This is a genomic window from Evtepia sp. (assembly GCF_034090835.1).
In the GTDB taxonomy this organism is placed as follows: Bacteria; Bacillota; Clostridia; order Oscillospirales; family Oscillospiraceae; genus Evtepia.
In genome coordinates, this window is sequence record NZ_JAXDRS010000024.1 from 18,949 (window position 1) to 45,152 (window position 26,204).

At 57.7% G+C, this 26,204-nt stretch carries 25 protein-coding genes; 9 read left to right on the top strand and 16 right to left on the bottom strand.

Annotated features, from left to right (window positions below; genetic code table 11):
• Positions 1–31: 31 nt before the first annotated feature.
• Complete coding sequence (gene rarD, locus SOR61_RS04850) at positions 32–967, bottom strand: EamA family transporter RarD (protein WP_320611548.1); 936 nt, start codon at positions 965–967, stop codon at positions 32–34.
• 183 nt (positions 968–1,150) lie between these two features.
• Between rarD and SOR61_RS04855 the strand changes: the two genes are divergently transcribed.
• The 3 genes from SOR61_RS04855 (at position 1,151) to SOR61_RS04865 (ending at position 4,435) form a co-directional block, all read left to right on the top strand.
• On the top strand, positions 1,151–2,248 hold the full coding sequence (locus SOR61_RS04855) for an NADH:flavin oxidoreductase (protein WP_320611549.1): 1,098 nt from the start codon (positions 1,151–1,153) through the stop codon (positions 2,246–2,248).
• Positions 2,249–2,375: 127 nt separating this feature from the next.
• The gene (locus tag SOR61_RS04860; protein ID WP_320611550.1) at positions 2,376–3,626 is read left to right on the top strand and encodes a putative DNA modification/repair radical SAM protein; all 1,251 of its coding nucleotides are present in this window, start codon (positions 2,376–2,378) and stop codon (positions 3,624–3,626) included.
• 14 nt (positions 3,627–3,640) lie between these two features.
• Complete coding sequence (locus SOR61_RS04865) at positions 3,641–4,435, top strand: TIGR03915 family putative DNA repair protein (RefSeq protein ID WP_320611551.1); 795 nt, start codon at positions 3,641–3,643, stop codon at positions 4,433–4,435.
• Positions 4,436–4,466: 31 nt separating this feature from the next.
• Here SOR61_RS04865 and SOR61_RS04870 read toward each other — a convergent pair whose 3' ends face one another.
• The 5 genes from SOR61_RS04870 to SOR61_RS04890 form a co-directional block, all read right to left on the bottom strand.
• Positions 4,467–5,183: a zinc dependent phospholipase C family protein gene (locus SOR61_RS04870; RefSeq protein WP_320611552.1), complete on the bottom strand. Its 717-nt coding sequence runs from the start codon at positions 5,181–5,183 to the stop codon at positions 4,467–4,469.
• Between the two features lie 147 nt (positions 5,184–5,330).
• On the bottom strand, positions 5,331–6,074 hold the full coding sequence (gene ymfI / locus SOR61_RS04875; RefSeq protein WP_320611553.1) for an elongation factor P 5-aminopentanone reductase: 744 nt from the start codon (positions 6,072–6,074) through the stop codon (positions 5,331–5,333).
• Positions 6,067–7,161, bottom strand: coding sequence for a redox-regulated ATPase YchF (ychF, locus tag SOR61_RS04880; RefSeq protein WP_320611554.1), 1,095 nt, complete (start codon positions 7,159–7,161; stop codon positions 6,067–6,069). Before ychF ends, ymfI begins: the two co-directional genes overlap by 8 nt.
• A 358-nt stretch (positions 7,162–7,519) precedes the next feature.
• Positions 7,520–8,098 (bottom strand): hypothetical protein, encoded by a 579-nt coding sequence (locus SOR61_RS04885; protein WP_320611555.1) that lies wholly within the window; start codon positions 8,096–8,098, stop codon positions 7,520–7,522.
• Entirely contained in the window at positions 8,079–8,939 is an 861-nt protein-coding gene (locus tag SOR61_RS04890; RefSeq protein ID WP_320611556.1) for a TMEM43 family protein, read from the bottom strand. Before SOR61_RS04890 ends, SOR61_RS04885 begins: the two co-directional genes overlap by 20 nt.
• A 606-nt stretch (positions 8,940–9,545) precedes the next feature.
• Between SOR61_RS04890 and SOR61_RS04895 the strand changes: the two genes are divergently transcribed.
• From SOR61_RS04895 to SOR61_RS04920, 6 genes are all read left to right on the top strand, one after another.
• Positions 9,546–10,058: a tRNA (cytidine(34)-2'-O)-methyltransferase gene (locus SOR61_RS04895; RefSeq protein WP_320611557.1), complete on the top strand. Its 513-nt coding sequence runs from the start codon at positions 9,546–9,548 to the stop codon at positions 10,056–10,058.
• A gap of 21 nt (positions 10,059–10,079) precedes the next feature.
• Positions 10,080–11,276 carry a phosphoglycerate kinase gene (locus SOR61_RS04900; RefSeq protein WP_320611558.1) on the top strand — a complete coding sequence of 399 codons (1,197 nt, stop codon included), beginning with the start codon at positions 10,080–10,082 and terminating at the stop codon, positions 11,274–11,276.
• 27 nt (positions 11,277–11,303) lie between these two features.
• Positions 11,304–12,077, top strand: coding sequence for a triose-phosphate isomerase (gene tpiA / locus SOR61_RS04905; protein ID WP_320611559.1), 774 nt, complete (start codon positions 11,304–11,306; stop codon positions 12,075–12,077).
• A 45-nt stretch (positions 12,078–12,122) separates the two neighbouring features.
• Positions 12,123–13,637, top strand: coding sequence for a 2,3-bisphosphoglycerate-independent phosphoglycerate mutase (gene gpmI, locus SOR61_RS04910; RefSeq protein WP_320611560.1), 1,515 nt, complete (start codon positions 12,123–12,125; stop codon positions 13,635–13,637).
• Between the two features lie 52 nt (positions 13,638–13,689).
• Entirely contained in the window at positions 13,690–14,991 is a 1,302-nt protein-coding gene (gene eno / locus SOR61_RS04915; protein ID WP_320611561.1) for a phosphopyruvate hydratase, read from the top strand.
• A 205-nt stretch (positions 14,992–15,196) separates the two neighbouring features.
• Entirely contained in the window at positions 15,197–16,936 is a 1,740-nt protein-coding gene (locus SOR61_RS04920) for an S-layer homology domain-containing protein (RefSeq protein WP_320611562.1), read from the top strand.
• 189 nt (positions 16,937–17,125) lie between these two features.
• On the opposite strand, the gene SOR61_RS04925 is transcribed toward SOR61_RS04920, so the two are convergent.
• The 10 genes from SOR61_RS04925 to SOR61_RS04970 form a co-directional block, all read right to left on the bottom strand.
• Positions 17,126–17,860: a YebC/PmpR family DNA-binding transcriptional regulator gene (locus SOR61_RS04925; protein WP_320611563.1), complete on the bottom strand. Its 735-nt coding sequence runs from the start codon at positions 17,858–17,860 to the stop codon at positions 17,126–17,128.
• Between the two features lie 124 nt (positions 17,861–17,984).
• Positions 17,985–18,782, bottom strand: a complete 798-nt coding sequence (locus SOR61_RS04930; protein ID WP_320611564.1) for a Nif3-like dinuclear metal center hexameric protein — start codon at positions 18,780–18,782, stop codon at positions 17,985–17,987.
• On the bottom strand, positions 18,779–19,489 hold the full coding sequence (locus SOR61_RS04935; RefSeq protein ID WP_320611565.1) for a class I SAM-dependent methyltransferase: 711 nt from the start codon (positions 19,487–19,489) through the stop codon (positions 18,779–18,781). The genes SOR61_RS04930 and SOR61_RS04935 overlap by 4 nt, the downstream gene beginning before the upstream one ends.
• Positions 19,490–19,549: 60 nt before the next feature.
• Complete coding sequence (locus SOR61_RS04940) at positions 19,550–19,759, bottom strand: DUF1858 domain-containing protein (RefSeq protein ID WP_320611566.1); 210 nt, start codon at positions 19,757–19,759, stop codon at positions 19,550–19,552.
• 139 nt (positions 19,760–19,898) lie between these two features.
• Positions 19,899–21,875, bottom strand: a complete 1,977-nt coding sequence (locus tag SOR61_RS04945) for a bifunctional 4-hydroxy-3-methylbut-2-enyl diphosphate reductase/30S ribosomal protein S1 (protein ID WP_320611567.1) — start codon at positions 21,873–21,875, stop codon at positions 19,899–19,901.
• On the bottom strand, positions 21,863–22,486 hold the full coding sequence (locus tag SOR61_RS04950; protein ID WP_320611568.1) for a lysophospholipid acyltransferase family protein: 624 nt from the start codon (positions 22,484–22,486) through the stop codon (positions 21,863–21,865). The genes SOR61_RS04945 and SOR61_RS04950 overlap by 13 nt, the downstream gene beginning before the upstream one ends.
• A complete protein-coding gene (gene cmk / locus SOR61_RS04955) occupies positions 22,483–23,163 on the bottom strand; it encodes a (d)CMP kinase (RefSeq protein ID WP_320611569.1) in 681 nt (226 codons plus the stop codon). The genes SOR61_RS04950 and cmk overlap by 4 nt, the downstream gene beginning before the upstream one ends.
• Complete coding sequence (locus SOR61_RS04960) at positions 23,135–24,412, bottom strand: NAD(P)/FAD-dependent oxidoreductase (RefSeq protein WP_320611570.1); 1,278 nt, start codon at positions 24,410–24,412, stop codon at positions 23,135–23,137. The genes cmk and SOR61_RS04960 overlap by 29 nt, the downstream gene beginning before the upstream one ends.
• A complete protein-coding gene (locus SOR61_RS04965; RefSeq protein WP_320611571.1) occupies positions 24,409–25,278 on the bottom strand; it encodes a MurR/RpiR family transcriptional regulator in 870 nt (289 codons plus the stop codon). The genes SOR61_RS04960 and SOR61_RS04965 overlap by 4 nt, the downstream gene beginning before the upstream one ends.
• Positions 25,279–25,448: 170 nt before the next feature.
• Positions 25,449–26,177: a pseudouridine synthase gene (locus SOR61_RS04970; protein ID WP_320611572.1), complete on the bottom strand. Its 729-nt coding sequence runs from the start codon at positions 26,175–26,177 to the stop codon at positions 25,449–25,451.
• Positions 26,178–26,204: the final 27 nt, after the last annotated feature.

Here is a 26,204-nt window from a genome sequence, read left to right on the forward strand (position 1 = left end):
CCTTCCTTTCTGATTGGATTATTTTATTGGTTCAGTGGGTCTCCGCAGGGGTATCCTCCCCTGTCAGTTCTCTGTGTTCTGCATGTTTTTCCTTTCGGATGAGAGCCACCTTCTCTGCCAGCGTAAAGAAGATACCCACCCAGATGATCACAAAGGCCACAAACTCCGCCGGATTCATCTTTTCTCCAAAGTACAGGATGCCCACCAAAAACTGCAAGGTAGGGTTGATGTACATGAGGATACCAGAAAAATAGTAGGGGATCTCCTTCACACCCATGTTAAACAGCAGCAGGGGCACCGAGGTCACCAGGCCGCTGGCAGGCAGAAGCCAGAAGGACGCCCCATGCAAAGCGCCGGCGCTGCCCCCCACCTGGGATTCCCACCACAGGGAAAAGGCCAAAGCCAGGGGGAAAACGCACACGGTCTCCATGAACAGGGATGCCTGCGCCGACAGGTTCAGGTTCTTTTTTACACCGCCGTACACAGCAAAGGGCGCACCGATGAGCAGCGCCAGGACAGGAATGCTGCCGGTACGGATGAGCAGATACAAGATCCCGCCTACGGCGAAGATCAGTGTCAGGGTCTCGCCCCGGCTGGGTCTCTCACGAAAGGCAATGACCCCCACCAGCACCACCAGCACCGGCTCAATAAAGTAACCCATGCTGGCCTCCAGCACATGTCCGCTGGTCACGGCGTAGATGTACACCCCCCAGTTCATGGTGATGAGCACGCCGCAAACAAAGCTCAGACGCAGGGTCCTGCGGTCTTTGAAGGCTCCCTTGATCTCTCCCATCCCATGGGTAAGGAGCAGGAAAATCCCGATGAGGATCATCGACCAGATGATCCGCTGGGACAAAATGTACACCGGGTTGACCTGACCCAGCAGGTTCCAGAAAATCGTCAGCGTGCCCCACAGCACGTACGACCCCAGCACAGTGGCCAGCCCCAGTTTTCTCTTCCGTTCCACGGCACCATTTCCTCTCTTTCTGCATAAAGTCGCTCCATCCATTATATCCTACCGCCCTACTCTGTCAATCCAAATTTCCGCCCCTTCCGCCTCTTGTAATTTCCCTGCGCTTTGGCTATAATGTCGAATTGACCATATTTTTTGCCAATTCCGATTATTTTATGAAAAGGAGACTGCACCCCCATGGCATCGAAACTCTTCTCTGCCGGTCAGATCGGCACCCTCACCCTGCCCAACCGTCTCATCCGCTCCGCCACCCAGGACCCCTTCGGCAAGCGTGACGGTACCTGCGCTCCCGAGCAGGTTGCCCTCTACCGGGATATCGCCGCCAGCGGCGTGGGCGCTATCATCACCGCTTACAGCTATATCTCCCCCGAGGCCCGCTCCACCGGCATCCAGGTGGGCTTCGCCACCCCCGAGCAGCGGGCCAGCCAGAAGGAAGTGCTGGACGCTGTCCATGCCGCAGGCGGCCGCCTGATCCTCCAGATCATGCACGCCGGCATGAACGTCTTCATGTCCGAGAAACACGTGGCAGGCGGCAAGCTGCTGGCTCCCTCCGGCGATATGAAGGCCCCCAACGACATGATGACCACCGAGATGACCACCGCCGACATGGATAAGATCCGCGCCGACTTCGTGGACGCTGCTCTGGCCGCCAAGGAAATGGGCTTTGATGGTGTGCAGCTCCACTGCGCACACGGCTATCTTCTCAGCCAGTTCCTGGACCCCAACACCAACCTGCGCACCGACGAGTTCGGCGGCAGCGCAGAAAACCGCTTCCGCTTCCCCGGCCAATGTCTCTCCGCCATTCGCGAGGCCGTGGGCAAGGACTTCCCCGTCCTGGTGAAGGTGAACACCAACTGCGCTGGCGAGGCTGACGCCGCTTACGCAGAGGACATCCTCTATTTCTGCCGTCAGTTCCAGGCTCTGGGCGCAGACGCCATTGAGCTGTCCGGCTACAACTGGCTCCCCCTGGGCAAGAAGAAGGTTCCCACCTTCTATCTGGAGCGTGCTGGCGCCATCCGCAAAGAGGTCACCATCCCCCTCATCCTGGTGGGCGGCGTGCGCAGCGTAGAGGGCGCTGACCAGATCCTGGACGCCGGCCTCGACTTTGTGGCCGCCTCCCGTCCCTTCATCTGCCAGCCCGACTTCTATCAGTACCTGGAGAAGGGAGAGGAGTCCCTCTGCATCGGCTGCACCAAGTGTCTGGGCAACATCTGGACCAAGGAAGGCCGCCGCTGCGTCAAGCACGAGATCCCCGAAGGGTTCCCCAAGGCCTGACCCACTGTTCTGTCCGAAAAAGGCGACTGCCGCCGGAGGAAGTTTCCTCCGGCGGCTTTTTTTGTCCCCCTCCCATCTCTTATACTTTCATTAGTACATTTGTTCGATTTCCAAAAGAGGTGGGATCATGACCACAGAAGAAAAACTCACCATCCTCACCGACGCCGCCAAGTATGACGCCGCCTGTACCTCCAGCGGCGCCCGCCGGGGAGGGGGACAGCTGGGAAAGACCATGCCCGCAGGATGCTGTCATTCCTTTTCTGCGGACGGGCGCTGTATCTCTCTGCTGAAGGTGCTGCTCACCAACATCTGCTGCTATGACTGCCAGTACTGCGTCAACCGCTCCTCCAACGATATTCCTCGGGCCATGTTCACCCCCCGCGAACTGGCCGACCTCACCCTGGCCTTCTACCGGCGCAACTATATCGAAGGGCTATTCCTCAGCTCCGCTGTGGCCAAGAGTCCGGACGACACCACAGAGCGGATGATAAAGACCCTCTCTCTTCTGCGAAATGACTACGGGTTCACCGGCTATATCCACGCAAAGGCCATCCCCGGCGCGGACCCTGCCCTCACCGCCCAGCTGGGCCGCCTGGCTGACCGCCTCTCGGTGAACATCGAGCTGCCCTCTTCCCAAAGCCTGGCTCTGCTGGCCCCGGATAAAAAGAAGGAGGACATTTTCCGCCCCATGGCCCAGATCCGGGAAGGGATCCTGGAAGCGGAAGAAGACCGGAAAAAATTCCGCTCTGCTCCCACCTTTTCTCCCGCCGGACAGTCCACCCAAATGATCATCGGGGCCACAGAGGAAACCGACTATCAAATTTTAAAGCTGTCCGAGGGGATGTACCAGAAATACAACTTGAAACGGGTGTTCTTCTCCGCCTACATCCCTGTAACGGAAAACCCGCTGCTCCCCTCCCCCCAGACCTTCCAGCCTCCCCTGCTCCGGGAGCATCGACTCTATCAGTCTGACTGGCTGCTTCGCTTTTACCACTTCCAGGCGGATGAGATCCTCTCTCCCGACGCCCCTGCTCTCAACCCCCTTTTGGACCCCAAGTGCAACTGGGCCATGAACCATCTGGACTGCTTTCCCATCGAAGTCAACACCGCGGACTACCGCACCCTCCTTCGGGTACCTGGAATCGGCCCGGTCAGCGCACGGCGCATCGTAACTGCCCGCAAGTGGCGGGCGCTGGACCACGAGGCTCTGAAAAAGCTGGGGGTGGTCCTGAAACGGGCCCAGTACTTTATCACATGCAGCGGAAAAATGACGCCCGCTCTGCGGGTGAAACCGGCCAGCATTCTGCAAGCCCTCACCGCCCTGGAGGCTCCTGCCCTGGCTCCCCATTACCAACAGCTCTCCCTCTTCCCTTCCTGAAAGGAGGTCTCCTCATGCCCACCTGGCCCCAATGCGCTATGGTATACGACGGTTCCTTCACCGGTTTCCTCTCCTGCGTGGCGGAGAGTTTCCGCCGGAAGGAATACCCTGTCTATTTTCTTCCCCCCAGAAGCAGCCAGCTCTCCCTCTATCCTCTGCGAGAGATCCCTTCCGATCCCAGCGCAGCCAAAGCGGTGTACCAGGCCCTGGACACCAGGGTCTCCCACGCTTTCCAGCGTCTGGTCACCTACGGCTTTCTCACCTGTCTGCCCCAGAAGGAACGACACCTTTTTGATCTCATCTACCTGGGCTTTCTGGGGGCGCTGCCCCAGGACCTCACCGATGACCGGGTGCTGGTGCTCACCCGGGCCATCCGTCACCTGATCCACGAGGCCCATCAGTTCAAGGGATTCGTCCGTTTCTCCGACTACGGCGGGGTTTTGGTGGGGCAGATCACCCCCAAAAACCGGGTCCTCCCTCTCCTCCGCCCTCATTTCTGCCAGCGTCTGCCGGAGGAGGCCTTCCTCCTCCACGACAAAACCCATCGGGAAGCCCTCTTTTACGCCGACCGCAAGTGGAAGATCCGCCCGGTAGACCACCTGGAACTGGACAAACCCGACCAGGCGGAGGCCACCTGCCGCGCTCTCTGGAAACAGTTCTACCATACCGTCGCCATTCCCGCGCGCTATAACCCCAACTTGCGGCGTACCCATATGCCCAAGCGGTACTGGGACGATATGACCGAGTTTCAGCCGGATTCCTCCCCAGAGTCATCCCTCTCTCTTTCCTGTCAAAAAGAAAGGGCATGACCGGCCGGTCATACCCTTTCTTTTTTTCGTTTCATGCGTGTGCTCTCCCCACGATCAACTGGGGTCTGCGCTCGTCTTTGAACCTGAATTCCTTTCCTGGGGAGGTAACGTAGGACAGAATGTCTGACAACTCCCGCACAGCGGAAGAGACCCCTGCCTCTAGCTGATCCCGCAGCTGGAGCGCCTGGAACCGCTCCCACTCTCTGACCTTGGCCGGCACACCTTCGCCCCGCAGGCAGAAGTGATTGACCAGCATGGCCATCCGCCACAGGCCGGACAGGTATTGGTTTTCGCTCACAGGTTGGATGATCGTGGCTGCCGCCTGGGCGGTGCGCCACTTTCCATCTGTCACCAGACGGGGCGGGATATACTGCCGCTCCTGTAAAATCAGCTTATCCAGGGCCATCTCCAGACGGAAATGAGAGGACCCATCCTCCATCCAGGAATAGATCCGGGGATGAACCACGTCGTCCAGCATCTGATGGAGCATGTAACCCGCCGCAAAACTGCGCATGGTCTGGTCCCCGGCGCAAATGGCCTTCTTCAGCTCCGGCAGGGTCTCCGCCCGCCAGAACTTATGCAGCCGGTCCGACGTCTTTTTGGTCCGGAAGGAAAGGATCAGTGGATCCGGGCCATACAGGCCCATGCGGAACACCGGAAGATCTCCCGCGCAAAGGTTTTTCAAATCTGGGGGCAGCTTCTCCAGCACGCGCATTCCAAAGTAGGTATGGGCATTGTAATTGGCCATACTACCGCCTCCCATCTTCTATAGTTCTATCATACGCTCTTCCCCTCGATCTTTCCAGTGGAAATTATGAACAAACCGAAAAAAGAGGGGCAGCGCCTGTCGATCCCCACCAAAAGACCGGTCGTCTATGAAAACGACCGGTCTTTTTTATCCAATGATATAGCCTCCGTTGGGAGCCAGGACCTGCCCGGTAAAGAAACTCCCCCCCTCTGAGGCCAGAAACCAGATGGTTTGCGCCACTTCCCGCGGCGTTCCCAGCCGCTCCAAAGGGGTTTCTTCCGCCAGGCTCTGCATACTCTCCGGAGAAAGGTTTTGGTTCATCTCGGTTGCGATAACCCCCGGCGCCACACAGTTCACGGTGATCCCTGACGGCCCCAGTTCCTTGGCCAAGCCTCGGGTGAGGCCGATGACCCCGGCTTTCGCCGCAGAGTATGCCACCTCACAGGAGGCCCCCACCTGCCCCCACATGGAGGACAAGGTGATGATGCGTCCCGCTTTCCGGTGGATCATGTGGGGGAGGACTGCCTGGCAGCAGTGAAACACGCCATCCAAATTGACGCCCATCATCTCCCGCCAGCTCTCCTGGGTGATATCCGTAAAGAGCTCCTGCCGGGCGATCCCGGCGCTGCACACCAGCGCATCCAGCTGGCCAAAGTCCCGCAGGAACTCCTCCACCATCCGGTCCACCTGGGCTCTGTCCGCCACGTCGCAGGAATACAGCTTGGCACGAACCCCCGCAGCGGTCAGTTCCTGCACCAGGGCCTTCCCCCGCTCCGGGCTGCGGCGGCAGGTGATCCCCACCGCCCAGCCATTCTCTCCAAAGAGTCGAGCTGTCTCCGCTCCAATGCCCCGGGAACCTCCGGTGATCAAAACGGTTTTCTGCTCAGACATTGAACCGGAACAGGACCACGTCGCCGTCCTGCATCACATATTCCTTGCCTTCGGACCGAACCAGGCCCTTCTCCTTGGCTGCGGTCATGGAGCCGTCGCAGGCGTCCAGATCAGCAAAGGACACCACCTCAGCCCGGATAAAGCCCCGCTCGAAGTCGGTGTGGATCTTACCAGCTGCCTTGGGTGCCTTGGTCCCCCGGGTAATGGTCCAGGCCCGGCACTCATCCTCGCCGCAGGTGAGATAGGAGATGAGGCCCAGCAGCGTATAGCTGGCCTGGATGAGCCGGTCCAGACCGGACTGCTCCACTCCCAGGTCTTCCAGGAACATGGCCCGGTCTTCCGGGTCCATGGCGGCAATGTCTGCCTCCACGTTGGCGCAGATGGGGATCACCTGGGCGTTTTCCTGCTGAGCAGCCTTGACCACGGCCTCATAATAGGGGTTGCCGTCGTGGTTTTTAAATCCATCCTCGTCCATGTTGGCCGCAAAGATCACCGGCTTCAGGGTGAGCAGATCGGCAGTCTCCAGGATCTCCTTCTCCTCTTCGTCGCAGGGATAGCTCCGAGCCGATTTGCCGTCGTTCAGCCAGGCCAGAAGGCCCTTAAACACCTCAGCAGAGTGGAGGAACTTTTTGTCGCCTTTGGCGGCCTTGGTATCCTTCTCGATCCGGCGCTCCACCATCTCCATATCGGCCATGACCAGCTCCAGGTCGATGATGTCAATGTCCCGGGCAGGGTCGCAGCTGCCTTCCACGTGGATGATATTCTCATTGTCGAAACAGCGCACCACGTGGACGATGGCATCGGTCTCCCGGATGTTGGCCAGGAACTTGTTGCCCAGACCCTCGCCCTTGGAGGCCCCCTTCACCAGACCGGCGATGTCCACGAACTCAATGACCGCAGGCGTCTTTTTCTTGGGCTGATAGATCTCTGCCAGCCGGTCCAGACGGGCATCCGGCACAGTCACCATGCCCACGTTGGGATCGATGGTGCAGAAGGGATAGTTGGCAGACTCAGCCCCTGCGTTGGTGATGGCGTTAAACAATGTACTTTTACCCACGTTGGGCAAACCCACGATACCTAATTTCATACTTCGTTCTATCTCCTTACTATTTCTTGTATTTTCAAAGGGTTCGGGTGTGGCGCTCTGGTCATCACGCCATTTCGGAAACCCAGTTTCTTTCCACCTGCCGAACAGCCTGACCCAGGGAATCGGTGGTTATGGGGACATACCAATACAGGATAATGATAGCACATCGTCCTCGTTTTCTCAAGGTACATTGCCGGGGATTTTCCTGAACCGGTCAGAAAAAGCAGGGGCTCCGTTCCCTGTCCTGTTCCTGCCCAAAAATGCAATCAGCCGTTCACAGGCGGACTCCCACCTGTGAACGGCTGACTGGATCTCTCTTGAGGGTCTGATAGGATACGGTCCCACCTTTGGGCAGCATTCATCCGTTGATCTTCCGGCTTGAGATCGGGCTGCCGCAGTACTCGCACTTGCCATAGGTTCCTGCACGGAGCCTGGTCGTGCCGTTGCACTGTTCGCACACAACGTTGACAAAGCTCGTTTTGCTGTCCGCTCTGCCCGAGAGGATCACACCGGGCCTCCCCTCTTTTTGCAGCGTGCAGTCGCAGAACACCCCTTTCTGAAACAACCATTCCAGCTCGGAGATCACTTTCTCAGGCGGCTTTCCCACCTGTCTGGCCAGTTCCTCCATGGTGACCGTGCCGTCGGCATCGCACATAAAGATCTGGTTGTAGCGGTTCACGAGGCCAATTTTTTTTGCGTTTCTTGCCCCCAGTACAAACAGCAGGGTGAAGAGCGCGAATATGACGATACTGCTGACAAGGCCATCCCGCAGATCCTGGTCGTCTCCTACCAGCCCCATAACGATCCCGAACAGGTAAAACGCCATAAAAAAGCCGCCGATCCCCATCTGCATATTTTTTCTGCGGGCCAGCTTTTCAAACACAGCACGGGAGATGTAGGATCCTCCGCCTACCACGTTACCGGCTCTTTTCTTCATCCTTTCTCCCTCCAGATATACATTTCACGACGCCAACTACGATCAGCACCACGCCGAACGACGCGGCGAAAAGCGAGGCGGCGATGCCCGACTTTTTATGTTCCCCGGCAAATTCCTCTGCCGTCATGAGACCCTCGAAGGTCGATATGCTGTCGATGTTCTCTGCTTTCACAAGGGTATCTCCCTTTTGGATCCCGACGATCGTATACTCCATCGGATCATCGGACGAAGTGATATAGTAGGCCAATTTTTGTTCGCCTTCAGCCCAGTTGATGTAGCCTCCCGTGGTTTTCCATGGCAGGTATGTCTCTTTCGACAGGCAAAATTTGCTTTCCTGACCACCAGAATACAGGTTCCAGCCCGGTTTCAGGCTTGCCTCGTCATAGTCTGTAAATTCACTCGATTTCTGAATGGGGAACAGCAGTTTCTCTTCCAATCGAAATTCGCCCAGCGTCGTGGGGGCAACCAGGATCGTCGAGACCAAATTCTCGGAATTGGTCACCAAGCCTCCGTCTTTGGTATACTCGTTTTCCTCCGCACTCCACTCCCAGACCCGTTCATTGTCCTGGTCACTCACGTGCTGATACGTCCAAACCTTTCGGTTTGCGATCACACCGGGAAGGGTGACCCCGGTCAGCTCATCTCGGAGCGGTTCGCTGGGCTCCAAAACACCCGAAACCACCACAAGCTTCCCTTCGTTTGCAGGATCGACCTTACCATCCTGGACCGTGACTGCGTTTCTGAGCTGTTCACTGGATTCCGGGACAGAAACTATGGCTTTGATGGGCAAAACAGACATGAGCAGACCAATTGCGATCAGTACCACACCGGATTTCTTCATTATGACTCCTCCATTCTATTTCTGACAGCGTCAGGCTGGTTCTCCCTTGCTGCGCCTTGGGCCGCTGATCACGCCCGCAAGCCTGCTGCGCAGCCGGACCACGCCGGGCCCGGGCCGCCATCTCGGTATGATGGGACATATTGTTTTTATAAGGGTAACACAAATCGTTTTCCTCTTCCCTACCCGCGGCGGGTAGTCTGTTTTATCCGGTGCCATAGTGGCGCAGTGAAGCGCGCTGCAAGCAGGTTCCCTTGCAAGACAAGCCGGCGCTGCCCACCTCTGTTTCTCCCCTTCCTCCGGCCCCAATCCCAAAAGGCGCAAAACCAAGGCTTTATCGGCAAAAAAACGGACCAACCAGCAGCCTTAGATGCCCCTCGTTTCCCGCCTGTCATTTCGCCAAAAAAGATGGGATTCTTGCATTTTTTCTCCTCGCCTCTTTGTGGGACCATCTGAAATCCCCAAAAATCCCCATCTTTTTTTGATGAAACCGCTTAATTTTTGTCTTTTTGAGGGTTCATCTCGCTTTTTTATTGAATTTTTTCCCGTCTTGCAGTAAAATGCACCCTGTATAATAACGACAGTTTACCAGAGTGAGGCGAGGGTCCTATGCTGAATATCGTTCTTGTGGAGCCGGAAATCCCCATGAATACTGGAAATATCGCCCGCACCTGCGCCGCGACCCGCAGCCGTCTGCACCTGATCCGTCCTCTGGGCTTTGATATCAGCGACAAGGCCGTCAAACGGGCCGGTCTGGATTACTGGCCCATGGTGGATGTGCACGTCTACGACAGCCTGGATGATCTCTTTGAGACCCATGAGATCTCCGATCTCTGGCTGGCGACCACCAAGGCGCCCCAGGACTACACCCATGCCCAATTCCGGGACGACTGCTGGCTCTTCTTTGGAAAAGAGACCGCCGGTCTGCCCGCCTGGTTTCGGGAAGCCCACGCCCAACGCTGCATCCGCATCCCCATGCGGCCGGATGCCCGCAGCCTGAATCTGGCCAACTCCGTTGCAATTTTAACGTACGAGGCGCTTCGCCAGCTGGATTTCCCTCATTTGAAGGGGGAAGGAGAAATGGATCCGGCAACTCTTGCTGCCGCCACACACAACAAATGAAAAGAAGGGGCTTTTTTTCGTATGAATTATAACAAGAAGACCATTCGGGACATTGATGTGTCCGGAAAGAAGATTCTCCTGCGCTGTGACTTTAACGTTCCTCATGATAAGAAAACCGGCGTCATCCATGATGATACCCGGATCGTGGCCACACTGCCCACCATCCGCTATCTTCTGGAGCACAATGCCGCTGTGATCCTTCTGTCCCACATGGGCCGTCCCCACGGCGAGTGGAAGCCGGAGCTCTCCCTCTTCTCTGCCCGGGATCACTTGGAAAAGCTGCTGGGCATCCCTGTTCCTCTGACCCAGGACGTATTGGGCCCCGACACCAAGGAGAAGTGCAGAAATCTCCAGCCCGGCCAGGTCGTTCTGGTCGAAAACCTTCGTTTCCGTCTGGAAGAAGAAAAGAACGACCCCGAATTTTCCAAAGAACTGGCTTCTCTGGCTGACATTTTCGTCTTTGATGCGTTCGGTGCTGCCCACCGGGCCCACGCCTCCACAGAAGGCGTGTCCCACTACCTGCCCTCTGTGGCCGGTCTTCTGGTAGAAAAGGAGCTGCGCTTCATGGGCGGCGCCCTTGACAACCCCAAGCGTCCTCTGGTGGCCATTCTGGGCGGCGCCAAGGTCTCTGACAAGATCGGCGTTATCAACAACCTGCTGCAAAAGGCCGACGCCATCATCATTGGCGGCGGCATGTCCTATACCTTCCAGGCCGCCCAGGGCGGTAAGATCGGGACCTCCCTTCTGGACGAATCCCACGTGGAATACGCCCGGGAGATGATCCAGAAGGCAAAGGAACTGGGCGTAGACCTTCTGCTCCCTGTGGACAACGTGGTGACCCCCGAGTTTTCTGCCGATGCACCTGCGGAAGTGGTATCCTCCCAGGACATTCCCGATGACCGCATGGGAATGGACATCGGCCCCGAAACCATCCAGCTCTTCCAGAAGGCCATCGAAAACGCCGGCACCGTTATCTGGAACGGCCCCATGGGAGTCTTTGAGTTCCCCGCCTTTGCTGTGGGCACCAAGGCCATCGCAAAGTCTCTGTCCCAGCTGAAGGACGCCGTCACCATCGTGGGCGGCGGTGACTCCGTCTCTGCACTGGAGCAGACCGGGTTTGCCGATCAGATCTCCCATATCTCCACCGGCGGCGGCGCCTCCCTGGAGTTCCTGGAAGGCCTCGCTCTCCCTGGCATCGCCTGCCTGGCAGATAAGTAAGCCCGGCAAGAAGGAGCCTTTGCACTCATGAACAGAAAATACCGGAAAACCGTCATCGCCGCAAACTGGAAAATGCATAAAACCCCGGCAGAGGCCAAGCTGTTTGCGGAGCATCTCAAGAGTTCCCTTCCCAGGGCCAAACGGTGCAGCATCGTCCTTTGCGTCCCCTATGTGGACATTCCCCTGGCGGTCAAACTCCTGAAGGACAGCCGGATCGCTGTGGGCGCACAAAACCTCCACTGGGAGGAGTGCGGCCCCTTCACCGGCGAGGTCTCTGCCTCCATGCTGGCCGATCTGGATGTGAAATACGTGATCATCGGCCACAGTGAACGCCGCTGCATGTTCGGGGAAACCGACATGATCGTGAACCAAAAACTCCGCGCCGCGCTGCGCGCCGGCCTGCGTCCGATCCTCTGCGTGGGTGAAGACCTGCAGCAGCGGGAACTGGACGTGACCGAAGAATTCATCGCCTACCAGCTCAAGGCCGCCCTGGCCGGGATCACCCCGGAGGAAATGCGCCGGGTCATCATCGCCTATGAGCCCATCTGGGCCATCGGCACCGGCAACACAGCCACACCCGAGCAGGCCGGACAGGTCTGCTCCGCCATTCGGGGTATCCTGCGCAAGCTTTATGGCGCCAGAATCGCCCGCTCCACCACCATCCAATACGGCGGTTCCATGAATGAGAACAACGCAGAAGCGCTCCTGGCCCAGGAAGACGTAGACGGCGGCCTGATCGGCACCGCCTCCCTGGACCCGGACCGCTTCCTGGACATCATTCATATCGCCAACCAGGACTAACGGAAGGGCAGCACCTTTCCCGCTGCCCCAAAAGGGAACGATTGTATGAAAACTCCTACTACTCTTATTATCATGGACGGCTTTGCCCTGGGAGACCCCTCCCCAGGCAACGCCGTTCAGGCCGCAGATACCCCGCAGCTGGACTATCTCTTTACCCAGTATCCGTTCTGCCAGCTGGAGGCCTCCGGCCTGGACGTTGGGCTGCCTGACGGCCAGATGGGCAACAGCGAAGTGGGCCACACCAACATCGGTGCCGGCCGGGTGGTCTTTCAGGATCTTCCCAAGATCAGCCGCGCCATTGACGACGGTTCCTTTTTCGAAAATCCCGCCTATCTGGACGCCATTCGCGCCTGCAAGGCCTCCGGCGGCGCGCTCCATCTGATGGGCCTGCTGTCCGACGGAGGTGTGCACAGCCATATCTCCCATCTCTTCGCCCTGATGGAGCTGGCCAGACGCCATGATCTGGAACAGCTCTATATTCACGTCTTTCTGGACGGCCGGGACGTCTCCCCCACCTCCGGCAAGGGCTTCGTCCTGCAGCTCCAAGAAGAAATCCAGAAGCTGGGCATCGGGAAGATCGCCGACGTTATGGGGCGTTACTACGCCATGGACCGGGACAGCCGCTGGGAACGCCTCCAGAGAGCCTACAACGCCATGGTCTGCGGCGACGCTCCCTTTGCCGAGGACCCCATCCAGGCCATCCAGGCCTCTTACGACGCCGGGATCACCGACGAATTCATGGAACCTGTGGTCTGCACCAAAGGCGCCAACATCAAAGCCGGCGACGCAGTGATCTTCTATAACTTCCGCCCTGACCGGGCCAGAGAGATCACCCGCAGCCTGACCGACCCCGCCTTTGGAAAACTGGTGAGAAAACGGGGCTACTTCCCCGTCCACTTCGTCTGCACCACCGAGTACGACGCCTCTCTGCCCAATGTCACCGTGGCCTTCCCCCATGAAAAGCTGAAAAATATTTTCGGCGGGTTCCTCAGCCAGCTGGGACTGACCCAGCTGCGCATCGCGGAAACGGAAAAGTACGCCCACGTCACCTTCTTCTTTAACGGCGGTCAGGAGGCTACCTTCCCCGGAGAAGCCAGGGTCCTGATCCCCTCTCCGAAAGTCCCCACCTACGATCTCAAGCCTGAGATGAGCGCATATGCCGTTACAGAGGCAGTCATCCGCCAGATCAACAGCGGAAAGTATGACATGATCATCTTAAACTTTGCCAACTGTGACATGGTGGGACACACCGGTGTGTTTGACGCTACGGTCAAGGCGGTAGAGACGGTGGACACCTGTGTGGGGCGGGTGGTGAACGCCACCACCGACCTGGGGGGCGTCGCCATCATCACCGCCGACCACGGCAACGCGGAGCAAATGCTGGACCCCAACGGGGCTCCCTTCACCGCCCACACCACCAACCCCGTCCCCTTCTGCATCGTCGGTGCGGACGTCCGTCTGCGGGACGGCCGCCTGGCGGACATCGCCCCCACGATCCTGGACCTCATGGGGCTCAACCAGCCGGAGGAAATGGACGGGAAAACCCTTATCATCAATTGACCGAGCTCTGCCCCTCGGTTTTGGGAAATACGCAGCAAAAGGAGTAATGGAAATGAAGCAGATGATTGAAATTGTTGATGTCCTTGGCCGGGAGATCTTAGACTCCAGAGGCAACCCTACCGTAGAAGCGGAAGTTTATCTGGATGACGGCACCGTGGGCCGGGCTGCAGTCCCCTCCGGCGCCTCCACCGGCGTTTACGAAGCCTGTGAGCTTCGGGACGGCGACCAGTCCCGCTACAACGGAAAAGGTGTTGATCAGGCGGTAGAACATGTTAACACCGAGATCGCAGATGCCCTCATCGGCCTGAACGTACTGGATCAGACTTACATCGACAAGCTTCTCATCGAGCTGGACGGCACCCCCAACAAGAGCCGTCTGGGCGCCAACGCCATTCTCGGCGCCTCCCTGGCCTGTGCAAAAGCTGCCAGCGAAAGCCTGGCCATTCCTCTCTACTCCTATCTGGGCGGCATCAATGCCAAGACCCTGCCCGTGCCCATGATGAATATCCTCAACGGCGGCGCACACGCCACCAACAACGTGGACATCCAGGAGTTCATGGTCATGCCTGTGGGCGCTTCCTCCTGGAAGCAGGCCCTGCGGATGTGTGCGGAGGTCTTCCATGCCCTCAAGACCGTTCTGAAGAACATGGGCTTCCCCGCTGCCGGTGTGGGTGACGAAGGCGGCTACGCTCCCAACCTGAAAAACGACGAGGCCGCACTGAAGGCCATTGTGGCCGCCATCGAAGCAGCCGGCTACAAGCCCTACGACGATTTCATGATCGCCATGGACGGCGCTGTGTCCGACTGGTATCGGGAGGACACTGGCGACTACTTCCTGCCCAAAGCCAAGAAGGTCATGACCCGCCAGCAGATGGTCAATATGTGGAAGAACTTCGTCAACAAGTACCCCATCATCTCCATCGAGGATGGCATGGGCGAAAACGACTGGGAAGGCTGGGCCATGCTCACCAAGGCTCTGGGCAGCAAGGTCCAGCTGGTGGGCGACGACCTCTTCGTCACCAATGTGGAACGGGTGGCCATGGGTATCGAAAAGAAGGTTTGCAACGCCGTTCTCATTAAGGTCAACCAGATCGGCACTCTGACCGAGACCCTGAACACCATCCAGATGGCCAACCGGGCCGGTTACACCACCGTGATCTCCCACCGCTCCGGCGAAACCGAAGACACTACCATTGCTGACCTGGTGGTGGCTGTGAACGCCGGCCAGATCAAAACCGGCGCCCCCAGCCGCACGGACCGCGTGGCAAAGTACAACCAGCTGCTGCGGATCGAAGAAGAACTGGACGAGGTGGCCCAGTACCTCGGCAAGGACGCCTTCTTCAACCTGAAGTAACTCTTTTCTTTCTGCGTTCTAACCCCGTGGCACCCATGATGGGCGCCACGGGGTTTTTCCCGTCAGAGGGGCAGCTGCGCTTTTCCAGCCTTTTGGATCCAGTTTCTTCCAATCTTCTTTTTCCTCTGGATTTTGTAGTTAATTTATGTAATAATAGAGAAGAGTTTGTTTGATTTTGTATTTCCAGTTAAAGAGGTACCCTTTCATGAAACAAAAGAGATTGTTTTCCTGCCTGTTGGCACTCCTTATGCTGCTTACTGTCACCCCTGCTCCGGTCGCTCTCGCCGCCGGAACCGCCTACTATAACGGAAAACCATACAGCACAGACTACACCACCTGGCGGCAGGGGGATTCCGCCTGGGGAGACACCCCCCTGGGCGACCTGCACACCATGGCAGGCTCCGGATGTCTGGTGACCTCCATCGCCATCCTCATGTGCCATTCCAAGGCCTATGACCCGGCCGATCTCAACCCCGGTGTCTACCGTGACTGGCTGGATTCCAAGGGATACATCAGCCACAGCTCTGACCGGTCCAAGGACGCTCTGCTCTCCTTTGGCCTTATCACAAAGTACTCCTCCCCCCGCTTCTACTTCGTCAACCAGACCTTCTTCCCCGTCTCCACACCTCTGGACAACGTGGTGGCGCAGATCAACGACCTCCTGGCCAGCGGCTACTACGTGATAGCCCGGGTCAAGAACAGCGGTCACTTCGTTCCCATCGCCAAAACCACCGACGGAGATGCTCTGCTCTATGACCCTGGTTACGCTTCCAAAAAGCTCCTCTCCGAGTACAACGGCACCATCGGCGGCCTGATTTACTTTAAGGCAGACCTCGCCGGCAAGGACACCATCCTGGGGCAAACCGGGAAACCCGGCACTCCTGTGGTCTCTCCCATTGCTGATACTTTTGGCGACCACGACCCCATCTCTGTCTCCTGGGGGAAGACCAATAATACCACCCACTACAACGTCTACGTGGACATGAAGCAGGCAAACGGTACCTGGAAGGATAACTACCGGTACTACTTCTACACCAACTCCCCCTTTACCGTCGATCCCCTGCCCCCCGGACAGTACCGCCTGAAAGTGCAGTCCACCAACGCCAACAACAACTACGCTTACAGCAACTCGGAATACCAGTATTTCACCGTGAAATCTGGGTATCTGACCATTACCTATGACCCGGCGGGAGGCGCAGTCTCTCCCACCTCCCAATTCGTAAAGGCCAACTCCATCTACAACCTGCCCACCCCCACCAAGTCCGGGGCCGCTTTCCTGGGCTGGTATACCAAGGATGGTAAGATGGTCAACTACGAGACCTCTGCCGGGTCCGACGGACACACCCTGACCGCCCGGTGGGCATCCAGCGGTGTTGGGTTCAAAAAGCAAAATACCTATCAAAATGAATATATTGACGTTCCTAAAACAGCCTGGTACTACGACAACGTGGTGGCTTCCTATGAGTACGGCCTGATGAACGGCATGGATGGCAGAAAATTCGCCCCCCAGGATCAGATCACTTCCATTCAGGCCATCACCCTGGCCGCCCGGATGCGCAAGCTTTACCTCACCGGCAACGGCTCCTTCCCCTCCTCCACCCCCTGGTATAAGGCTTACACCGATTATGCCATCAGCCAAGGCATCATCTCCTCCGTCCCCAGCAACCCCAACCTCCCCCTCACACGGCAGGAGTTTGCCAACATCATCGCCAACGCCCTGCCCGCTGACGCTCTGCCCGAAATCAACTCCGTGCCCTATGGCTCCATTCCTGATGTATATCGCTCTGACGAAGCGATTCACAAGCTTTATCGAGCAGGAATTTTTGCCGGCATTGATGCAGCCGGAACCTTCCGTCCCAATGCATCCATCACCCGGGCAGAAGTTGCTTCGGTGGTGGTCCGCATGGCTGACCCCAATCTGAGAGAACGGTTCTCTCTGTCTTAACCACAGTTTGACACAAAAAACAGAGCGCAGGGAACCATCCCCTGCGCTCTGTTTTTCTCGCTCTCCACTCTGCACACATCCCATGTATGTCATAACACACAGCTTCATGTCTATCATAACAGGAACAAAAAAGCCCCGGAAGAAGGTCTTTTCCACCTTTTCCGAGGCTTTTCTTACATCTTTAAGGAATCAGTCCTGATCCCAGTTGTGATACACGTTCTGGACGTCGTCGTTGTCCTCCAGCATATCAATGAGCTTTTCCATGTTCTTGATATCGCCATCGTTGGTCAGCTTCACATAGTTCTGGGGCACCATTTCCACCTGAGCGGAAGCAAACACATAGCCCTTCTCTTCCAGAGCAGTGGCTACCTTACCGCATTCATCGGGCTCAGTATACACCGTGAAGCAGCCCTCTTCCGGCACAAAGTCTGCTGCGCCGCAGTCCAGTGCGTCCATCATGACGGTATCTTCGTCCAGATCGCCGTCCTCGTTGTCAATGATAATAACGCCCTTCCGGTCAAAGGACCAGGACACGCAGCCGGTGGCGCCCAGGTTCCCGCCGTACTTGTCGAAGTAATGACGCACTTCCGGTGCAGTCCGCTGACGGTTGTCGGTCAGGGCCTCCACGATGACAGCCACACCGCAGGGACCGTATCCCTCATACACAACGTTCTCATAGTTGTCGGTGTTGTTGGCACCCAGGGCCTTCTCGATGGTGCGCTTGATGTTATCGTTGGGCATGTTCACAGACTTTGCCTTGGCGATGACAGTAGCCAGACGGGAGTTGTTGTTGGGGTCACCGGAGCCGCCGGTCTTGACTGCAACAATGATCTCCTTGGCCACCTTGGTGAAGATCGCGCTTCGCTTGGCGTCTGCTGCGCCCTTGGTCTTCTGGATATTATGCCACTTGGAATGTCCAGACATAGGTATCGTTCCCTTCCTGAATTTCTAATACTTTGCGTTGCAGTGCGCCGACGGGCGTTCTGCAATCGTTGTCTTTAACTGAATAATTTTATCATAGCTTCCTACGCTTGGCAAGGGCTCTTCCTTACAAATAAGAAAAAACCTCTCTCTGGCTGGTGGAGATCTCCACCTTTACCTGGGGAAATGCCTCCCGCAGCCACTGGGCCAGGACAGGGCAGACCACTGTCTCTGTAGAATAATGGCCTGCGTCCAGGAGGTTCACCCCCAGCTCTCTGGCCTCCAGGTAGAGGTCATGCTTCAAATCAGAGGTCAGGAAGGTGTCGCACCTCATGGCCTTCACCTGGCTCAGCATACTGCCGCAGGCACCGCCGCCCACCGCCACTCGACGGACTGGAACGCCGGCATCCAGCGCACGAATTCCCTCCAGGGACAGGGCTTCTTTCACCCGGTCTGCAAAAGCTCCCAGGGAAAGCGGACCACCTTCCAACTCCCCCACCCGGCCAATGCCATAGGGACGGCCCCCTTCGTCCACCCCATCCTCTTCCAGAGGAACAGAATCCTTCAGGCCTACCAGCCGGGCCAACTCGGTGTTGACGCCGCCTTCCACGCTGTCCAAATTGGTATGGGCGCAAATGGCCGACAGTTTCCCCTCGATGAGCGCCAGGATCTTTCGCCCTGTGGAGGTCTCGTCGGTCACCTGCCCGATCTGGCCCCAGATCACCGGATGATGGGCCACGATCAGGGAACAGTCCTTCTCTGCCGCTTCCTGGATCACTGCCGGGGTGATATCCAAGGCAACCAGGACACCCTGGACAGGGGCATCTCCTCGCCCCACCAGAAAACCTGCGTTATCAAACCCCATCTGATACCGAAAGGGTGCTTTTTGGTCTAAGTACTGATAAATCTCTTTTACGGTTGTCACTGTGTTCCCTCCGTTCTCTCTTCCCATTCCTTTTCCAGCCTTCTCAGGTCTGCCAAAAGGACCTCTTCTGCCTGTATGGTCTCCGGTTCCATGGCTTCCCCTTTCCGCATCCCTTCCAGGGCCCGTTCCCGGCGGCGGATCAGGTCCGAGAGGTAAGCTGCCCGATAGGGGGGGTCCTCCTCCTGCTGGCGGCCCACCCAGAGCTCTCCAGGGGTATAGGCAGGGCTCTCGCCTCCTCGCACCGTGAGAATAGTATAAACCTTATTGCCTTCCCTCTGCAGCCGTTCTCGGGTGATGGTGTATCCGTTGGTGATCAGCCACTGACGAAGAAATGGCTGGGCGGTCATGGGCTGCAGCAGCAGCAGGGCATCCCGGGTCCAGGGTGCTTTCTCCAGGATATGGGCAATCAGTTCGCCCCCCATACCGGCGATAACAATGGTATCCGCCTCCTCCGGTCCTGCGCCCTCCAGACCGTCGCAGCAGCGGAAGGTCATCTGCTCCAGTACGCCATACGTCTGCGCCGTCTCCCGGCCCCGTTCCAATGGCCCCTGGTTTACGTCTGACGCCGCCGCAGCAGCCACGCGGCCCTGCCGCAGCAGCCAGACCGGTAAGTAGGCATGGTCGGTTCCCACGTCCAGCAGGCGGGCGCCTTGGGGAACCTGGTCCGCAATGGCCTGCAGACGGGGGGACAGCTCTAACTCTTTCATAGCCTCTCTCCTCCCTCAGGAAGAAAAACAGGAGCGGATGCCCGCTCCTGTTTTTTCATCTTATTTCCGGTTTGCCTCGATCAGCTCGTTCAGCTTCTTCACCAGATCATCCACGGACTCGTCGTGGACCTGGCAGGCCTGCTCCACGGTCTCGTTCCGGGAAGCGGGGCAGCCCAGGCAGTGCATACCGATCTCCAGGAAAGCGGGAGCGGTCTCAGGCGCAATGTCCAGGATATCGCCGATGATGGTGTCTTTGGTAATGGTAACCATGGTATGTCCTCCATTCTTATTTGTGAACTCAGGATGCCCAAAAGCCTCCTGTTTCACTCTCTAAAAAAGGGGAACTGACCAAACTGGCAGTTCCCCTTTTCTTGTTTATCCTTCTGCCAGCGAACGATATATGGTTCTCTTATTCCTCGTAACCAGCGTCGTCCTCTTCCTGCTCGCCCTCTTCTGCACAGGCGTCGTTGAGCAGAGCGCGGATGGACAGAGAAACCTTCTTGCGTTCGTAGTCAATGTCGGTGATCTTCACGTCAACCACCTGGCCCTCTTCCAGAACATCGCCGGGCTTCTCGATGCGGTGATCGGCGATCTGGGAGATGTGGATGAGGCCATCCACGCCGGGAACCACTTCAGCAAAGGCGCCGAAGGTCATGAGCTTCACCACGCGGACGCTGGCCACGGAGCCAACCTCGTAGGTGGAGGTGAACTTCTCCCAGGGATCCTGGCTGCGGTCCTTCATGCCCAGAGAGATCTTCTTCTTCTCGGGGTCGAAGGAGATGACGTACACGCTGACATGGTCGCCCACGGAGACGACTTCAGCGGGGTTCTTGATCCGGCTCCAGGACAGCTCGGACACGTGAACCATGCCGTCCACGCCGCCGATGTCCACGAATGCGCCGTAAGAAGTCAGGGACTTCACGGTGCCCTCATACTTCTTACCTTCCTCGATGTTCTCCCAAACCTCAGCGGCCTTGGCAGCGCGCTCCTCAGCCTGAACGGCACGGACGGAGCCCACCACACGACGGCGGGAACGGTTGACCTCGGTGATGCGCAGCTTCACTCTCTGCTTGATCATCTCGGACAGGTCAGCCCCTCTGGGCATACCGGTCTGGGATGCGGGCACAAACACGCGGATGCCCTTGACGTTGACCACGATACCGCCCTTGTTGTCCTCGGTCACGGTACCTTCCATGATGGTCTTCTCTTCAACAGCAGCCTCGATGGTGTCCCAGTTCTTCACGGTGTCCAGACGCTTCTTGGACAGGGTAGCAACACCCTCCACGTCGTTGACACGCATAACATAGGTCTCGATCTCATCGCCGACCTTCACCACGTCCTCAGGCTTCACAGAGGGATCGTCGCTCAGCTCGGAGATGGGGATGTAGCCTGCGTGCTTGGTGCCCAGGTCCACGTTGACCTCGGTGGCAGTGATGCCGGTCACAACGCCAGTGACCTTATCCCCCGTATTTAAAGTTTTGATCGAGTTCTCCAGCATTTCAGCGAAGGATTCTTCGATCTCCATCACGTTGTTAGTTTCGTCGCTCATTTTGTCTTTGACCTCCTTTATTATCCACCCCGGTGTGGACGCACCGGCGGTGATTCCCACAGAAGCTACCCCGCTTACCATACTCCGGTCAAGCTCCTCAGCCCGACTGATGTGGAAAACCAGCGGGCAGTGTGCCCGGCATAACTCAGCAAGACGGGTCGTGTTGGAGCTTTTTCGGTCGCCGATCACGATCATAGCACCGCACTGCTCCGCCAAACTCTGCGCTTCTGATTGCCGCATACACGTAGCGTTACATATTGTATCAAATATTTCTGCATTTGTACACAGTTTTTTTACTTTTTCTCTGCAGGGGGTCCAAATTCTATTCGTTGATGTAGTTTGAGAAACCAATGTCACCGGTTTTTGTTGATTTTCTTCCTTTTCCACAAGAAATCGGGTCAATTCTTCCTCATTTCTGAAGATTTTTGCCCTTTCACCCCAACCGGCGATCGCCTTCACCTCAGGGTGCTCCGGCGAGCCGATGATAATCACCTGCCGTCCCCGGTCGCTGGCGTCCTTCACGATCTCATGGATGCGGGATACGTTGACACACGTGGCGTCGGCGATCTGACACCCCCTTGCTGCCAGGGCATCATAGACAGCCTTTCCTTCCCCGTGGGACCGGATGATGACCCCGTATCCCGGCGGGACCTCCTCTACGCTGGAAACACAGGCGACGCCCTTCTCCTCCAGCTGCTCGATCACATGGTCGTTGTGGATCACGGGGCCCAACATCACATAGGGCTCGCCGCTCTCTGCCACCTTCTGCGCCAGTTCCACTGCCCGGCGGACCCCAAAGCAGAAGCCCGCCGACTTGGCCAGGATCACCCGTTCCATGTACCCGCCTCCATCTCTTCCCGGTGGTCTTTGATCTCCCGGATCTTCGCCATGATGCCTTCGGTGACGGTCTCATAGTCCTCCGCGTTGGCCCGCCGCTTCTCGGTGAAGGGCATGTAAGGCTTGCCGATGTACACCTTGGTCTTGCTTCCCTTCTCCCGCTCGGGAGAAATGTACATAGGGAGGATGGGGGTCCCGGTACGGATGGCCATCATGGCCGCTCCGGTTTTCCCCTCGCCGATCTCTTCTTGGCGGGTGCCCTCCGGGAAGATCAGCAGCTTTTCGTTGCCCTTCAGGGCCTTCAGCGCGGATTTCACCGCCCCGATGTCCGACTTCCCCCGCTTGACCCAGATCACAAATCCCAGCCAGTGCAACAGCCAGCCGGCCACAGGGTAGTGACGGATCTCTTCCTTGGCCATGATCCAGATCTTATCCTTTCGGTCAAAGGAGTACACAATGTAAAACGGGTCGGAATTGTGCACATGATTGCAGCACAGCACTGCGCCGCCCTCAGGGATATTCTCTTTCCCGATCGTCTGCAGAGGGGTCCGCAACGTGGACAGGCGGAAGATCCCTTTGCTCACCACGTAGGCCAGTTCATATAAGTTCAAATCGATATCCTCTCTTTCACGATGGTCAGCAGCGCCTCCACACTCTCTTCCAGCGTCAGCGCAGAGGTATCCAGCTCCACGGCATCCTCCGCCTTTTTCAGAGGGGCAGCGGCGCGGCTGCTGTCCCGTTCGTCCCGCTGGATGAGTTCCTCCCGAATGGTCTCCAGAGAAATGGTCTCCCCTTTCTGGAGCAGTTCCCGATGACGGCGCAGGGCCCGCTGCTCCACCGAAGCGGTGAGAAAGATCTTCACCTCTGCCTGAGGCAGCACCACGGTGCCAATATCACGGCCATCCATGATCACATGGTGCCGGCGGGCCAGATCCCGCTGCATCTCCAGCAAAAAGGTCCGCACCTCCGGGATGGCGGAAACCTGGGAGGCATACCGGGACACTTCATTCTCCCGGATGGCGGCAGTCACATCCTCCCCGTTGAGGATCATATGCTGTAGTCCGTCCTCTCCATAAGTCAGGGAGAGATGGATTTCGTCCAGACAGGGCAACACCTCCGCAGGCTTGCTGCAATCTCGTCCCTGTCGGGCCACATACAGGCCTACCGTGCGATAAATAGCGCCGGTATCTACATACAAAAAGCCCAGCCGCTTGGCCAGCGCCTTGGCCATGGTGCTCTTTCCCGCCCCGGACGGTCCATCAATGGCGATGCTGTGAAAGGTCGTCATGTTCCTCTTCCTCCTTTACGTACTGGGCAGCACCTTCTCCGGCGGCCCGCCCGGTGCTCCAGGCAATCTGCAAGTTGAATCCGCCGGTATAGGCGTCCACATCGATGACCTCCCCCGCCAAGAACAGTCCGGGTGCCTTCTTGGACATCATCGTCCCCGGGTCGATCTCCCCGGTCTTGATTCCGCCGGCGGTGATGATGGCATCCTTCACCGGCCGGGGACCCGCAATATCCACCACAAAGCCCTTCATGTTCTCGATCAGGCGGCGGCGCTGGGCCTTGGTCAGAGCGTTCACCGGCAGGTCCGGTGGAATATCCGCCCGCTCACCCATCACCGGCACCATCATCCTGGGGAGCAGACCCTCCAGGAAATTGTGAAACGCCCGGTTGGGCGCCTGGGCAATGTCCCGGAGGATGCGGGCCTCCAGCTTTCCTTCGTCCAGGGCAGGTTTCAGGTCAATGAGGATGCGGTAGGTATCCTTCGCCCAGTTCCCGTGGGCGCTGGCGCTGAGCACCAGAGGGCCGGACAGGCCGAAGTGGGTGAAGAGCATCTCTCCCTGCTCCTGAAACACCGTCTTTTTCTTCTGGTTCTTCATGGTCAGGGTGACATTTTTCAGGGAGAGTCCCTGCATCCTGGCGCAGGTGTCCCCCGCCTCTTCCAGCGGGACCAGAGAGCCTCTGGGGGGCACGATGGTGTGCCCCACCTCTGCTGCCATCCCATATCCGTCTCCGGTGGAGCCGGTGGCCGGGTAGGACACCCCGCCGGTGGCCAGGACCACGGCCCCTGCGGGCAGCACCCCATCCTCCAGACGAACGCCGGTGACCTTTCCAGCCTGAACTTCCAGCCCCAGGGCCCGGGCCTGTCGAATGATGACCCCAGCCCGTTTCAGCGCATAAAACAAAGCGTCGATCACGTCGGCGGCTTTATCCGAACACGGAAAAACGCGTCCCCCCCGCTCGACCTTCAGGGGGACGCCCAGTGCTTCAAAATATTCCATCACGGCAGACGGTGGAAACCGCGTCACCGCGCTATACAGAAACCGGCTGTTGCGGGGAATGTTGTTGAGCACTCCCTCCGCCGTTGTATGATTGGTGAGATTACACCGGCCCTTGCCGGTGATGTAAAGTTTTCTGCCCAGCTTGTCGTTGGGTTCCAGCAGGGTCACCGAAGCCCCCGCTTTATGAGCCGACAGCGCAGCCATCATCCCTGCTGCGCCGCCGCCAATCACCACCACTGAGGGCTGTTTCATTGATTTTCTTCCTCCATGCTGACAAACACACCGTATTCTTCCCAAATGTGCTCCAGCCGTTCAAAATGTTCCACAATGTCAGATTTGCTCCGGGCGATGGCCACCAGCAATGCGTTAATGAGACTCAGCGGCGCCACCAGAGAGTCCACAAAGGAGGCCATGTCGCTCTTGGCCAGCAAAACATAGTCCGCCGCCTTGGCCATGCTGTTGGAGGCGCTGTCGGTGATGGCGATCACCTTGGAGCCCCGCTCGTGGGCAAAGTTGATGGCCCGTACCGTCCGCCGGGAGTACCGGGGGAAGCTCAGACCAATGGTCACGTCGCCCTCTCCTACCTGTACGATCTGGTCAAAGATCTCCTGGTTGGCGCTCTCGCCCACATGGACCACGTTGTCGAACATCAGGCCAAAGTAAAAGGACAAAAATCCTGCCAGAGAACCGGAGGAACGGGTGCCCAGAATGTAAATCTTCTTGGCGTTGACAATGGCATCGACCGCTGCATCAAAGCTGTCCCGGTCGATCTCTTCCATGGTCATACGAATCTTTTCCATATCCGACTGCATGACCGTAGACACCACGTCCTGATTGCCGATGATATCGTTGGTCACTTCGATCCGCTGGATCGAGGTCAGCTTATTCCGAATCATCTCCTGCAGCGCCTTCTGCATGTCCGGGTAGCCGTCATACTTCAGCTCCGACGCAAAGCGGACCACCGTCGACTCGCTCACATGCACGATCTTACCCAGTTTACTGGCTGTCATGAAGGCCGCTTTGTCATAGGAGGAGAGAATATAGTTCGCAATAAGCTTCTGCCCTTTGGAAAAGGTGTTCATTTTGCTGCTGATCAAAGATAAAATATCTTTCCCCATGAAAGTAATCCTCCGGTTCTGCTTCCGGGTGCCGCTGTTCCCGCTGTTTTTGGGATGATCCTCTCTGCGCAGCAGCCCACCCACAACAACGGAACCTTCTTCGTATGCAACCCAAGTTTCATCGTTTCCGTTATTATAGCGCGATTCCCCTCATTTTGCAAGAAAAAAACTTATTCTTGCAGGAGAGAATCCTTTTGCAGCAATTCTTTCTCTGCCTCCGTAAGGTATCGCCACTGCCCCGATTTCAGCTTGGGGTCCAGCTGTAAATCCCCTTCCCGCATGCGTTTTAGACGGGTCACTGTGAGCCCGCAGGCGGCGCACATCCGACGCACCTGGCGGTTTTTTCCCTCATGGATCACCACAGAAAAAATGGTTTTGAGGCCGTCCTCTCCCAGACGCACCACCCGGGCCGGACGGAGCTGCTGCCCATCCAGTGTCATGGGACGGGACAGTTTTTTCACCGCCTCAGGGTAGAATCCCGTAACCCATACGTGGTATTCCTTTTCCACCTGATGCCGGGGATGAATGAGATGATTCGTCAGCGCTCCGTCATCGGTCAGCAGCAGAAGCCCTTCGGAATCCATATCCAGCCGTCCCACCGGCCAGACCCGCACTGGACAGTCCTTCACCAGCTGCGCCACTGTCTTTCGCCCTTTTTCGTCGGACAGGGTGGTCACCACACCTCTGGGCTTATACAACATCAGAACGGTATGCGCTTCGGACGGACGGGCCACCACCCTGCCATCCAGTGCGATCTCGTCTCTGGCCGGGTCCGCCCGGTCTCCCAGACCAGCCGGTGCTCCGTTCACCGTGATCCGCCCCTGCAGGATATATTCCTCCGCTTTCCGCCGGGAACACACCCCAGCGCTGGAGAGGATCTTTTGCAGCCGTTCTTCCATCCCCATCTCCATCCTTTCTCCCGCGTT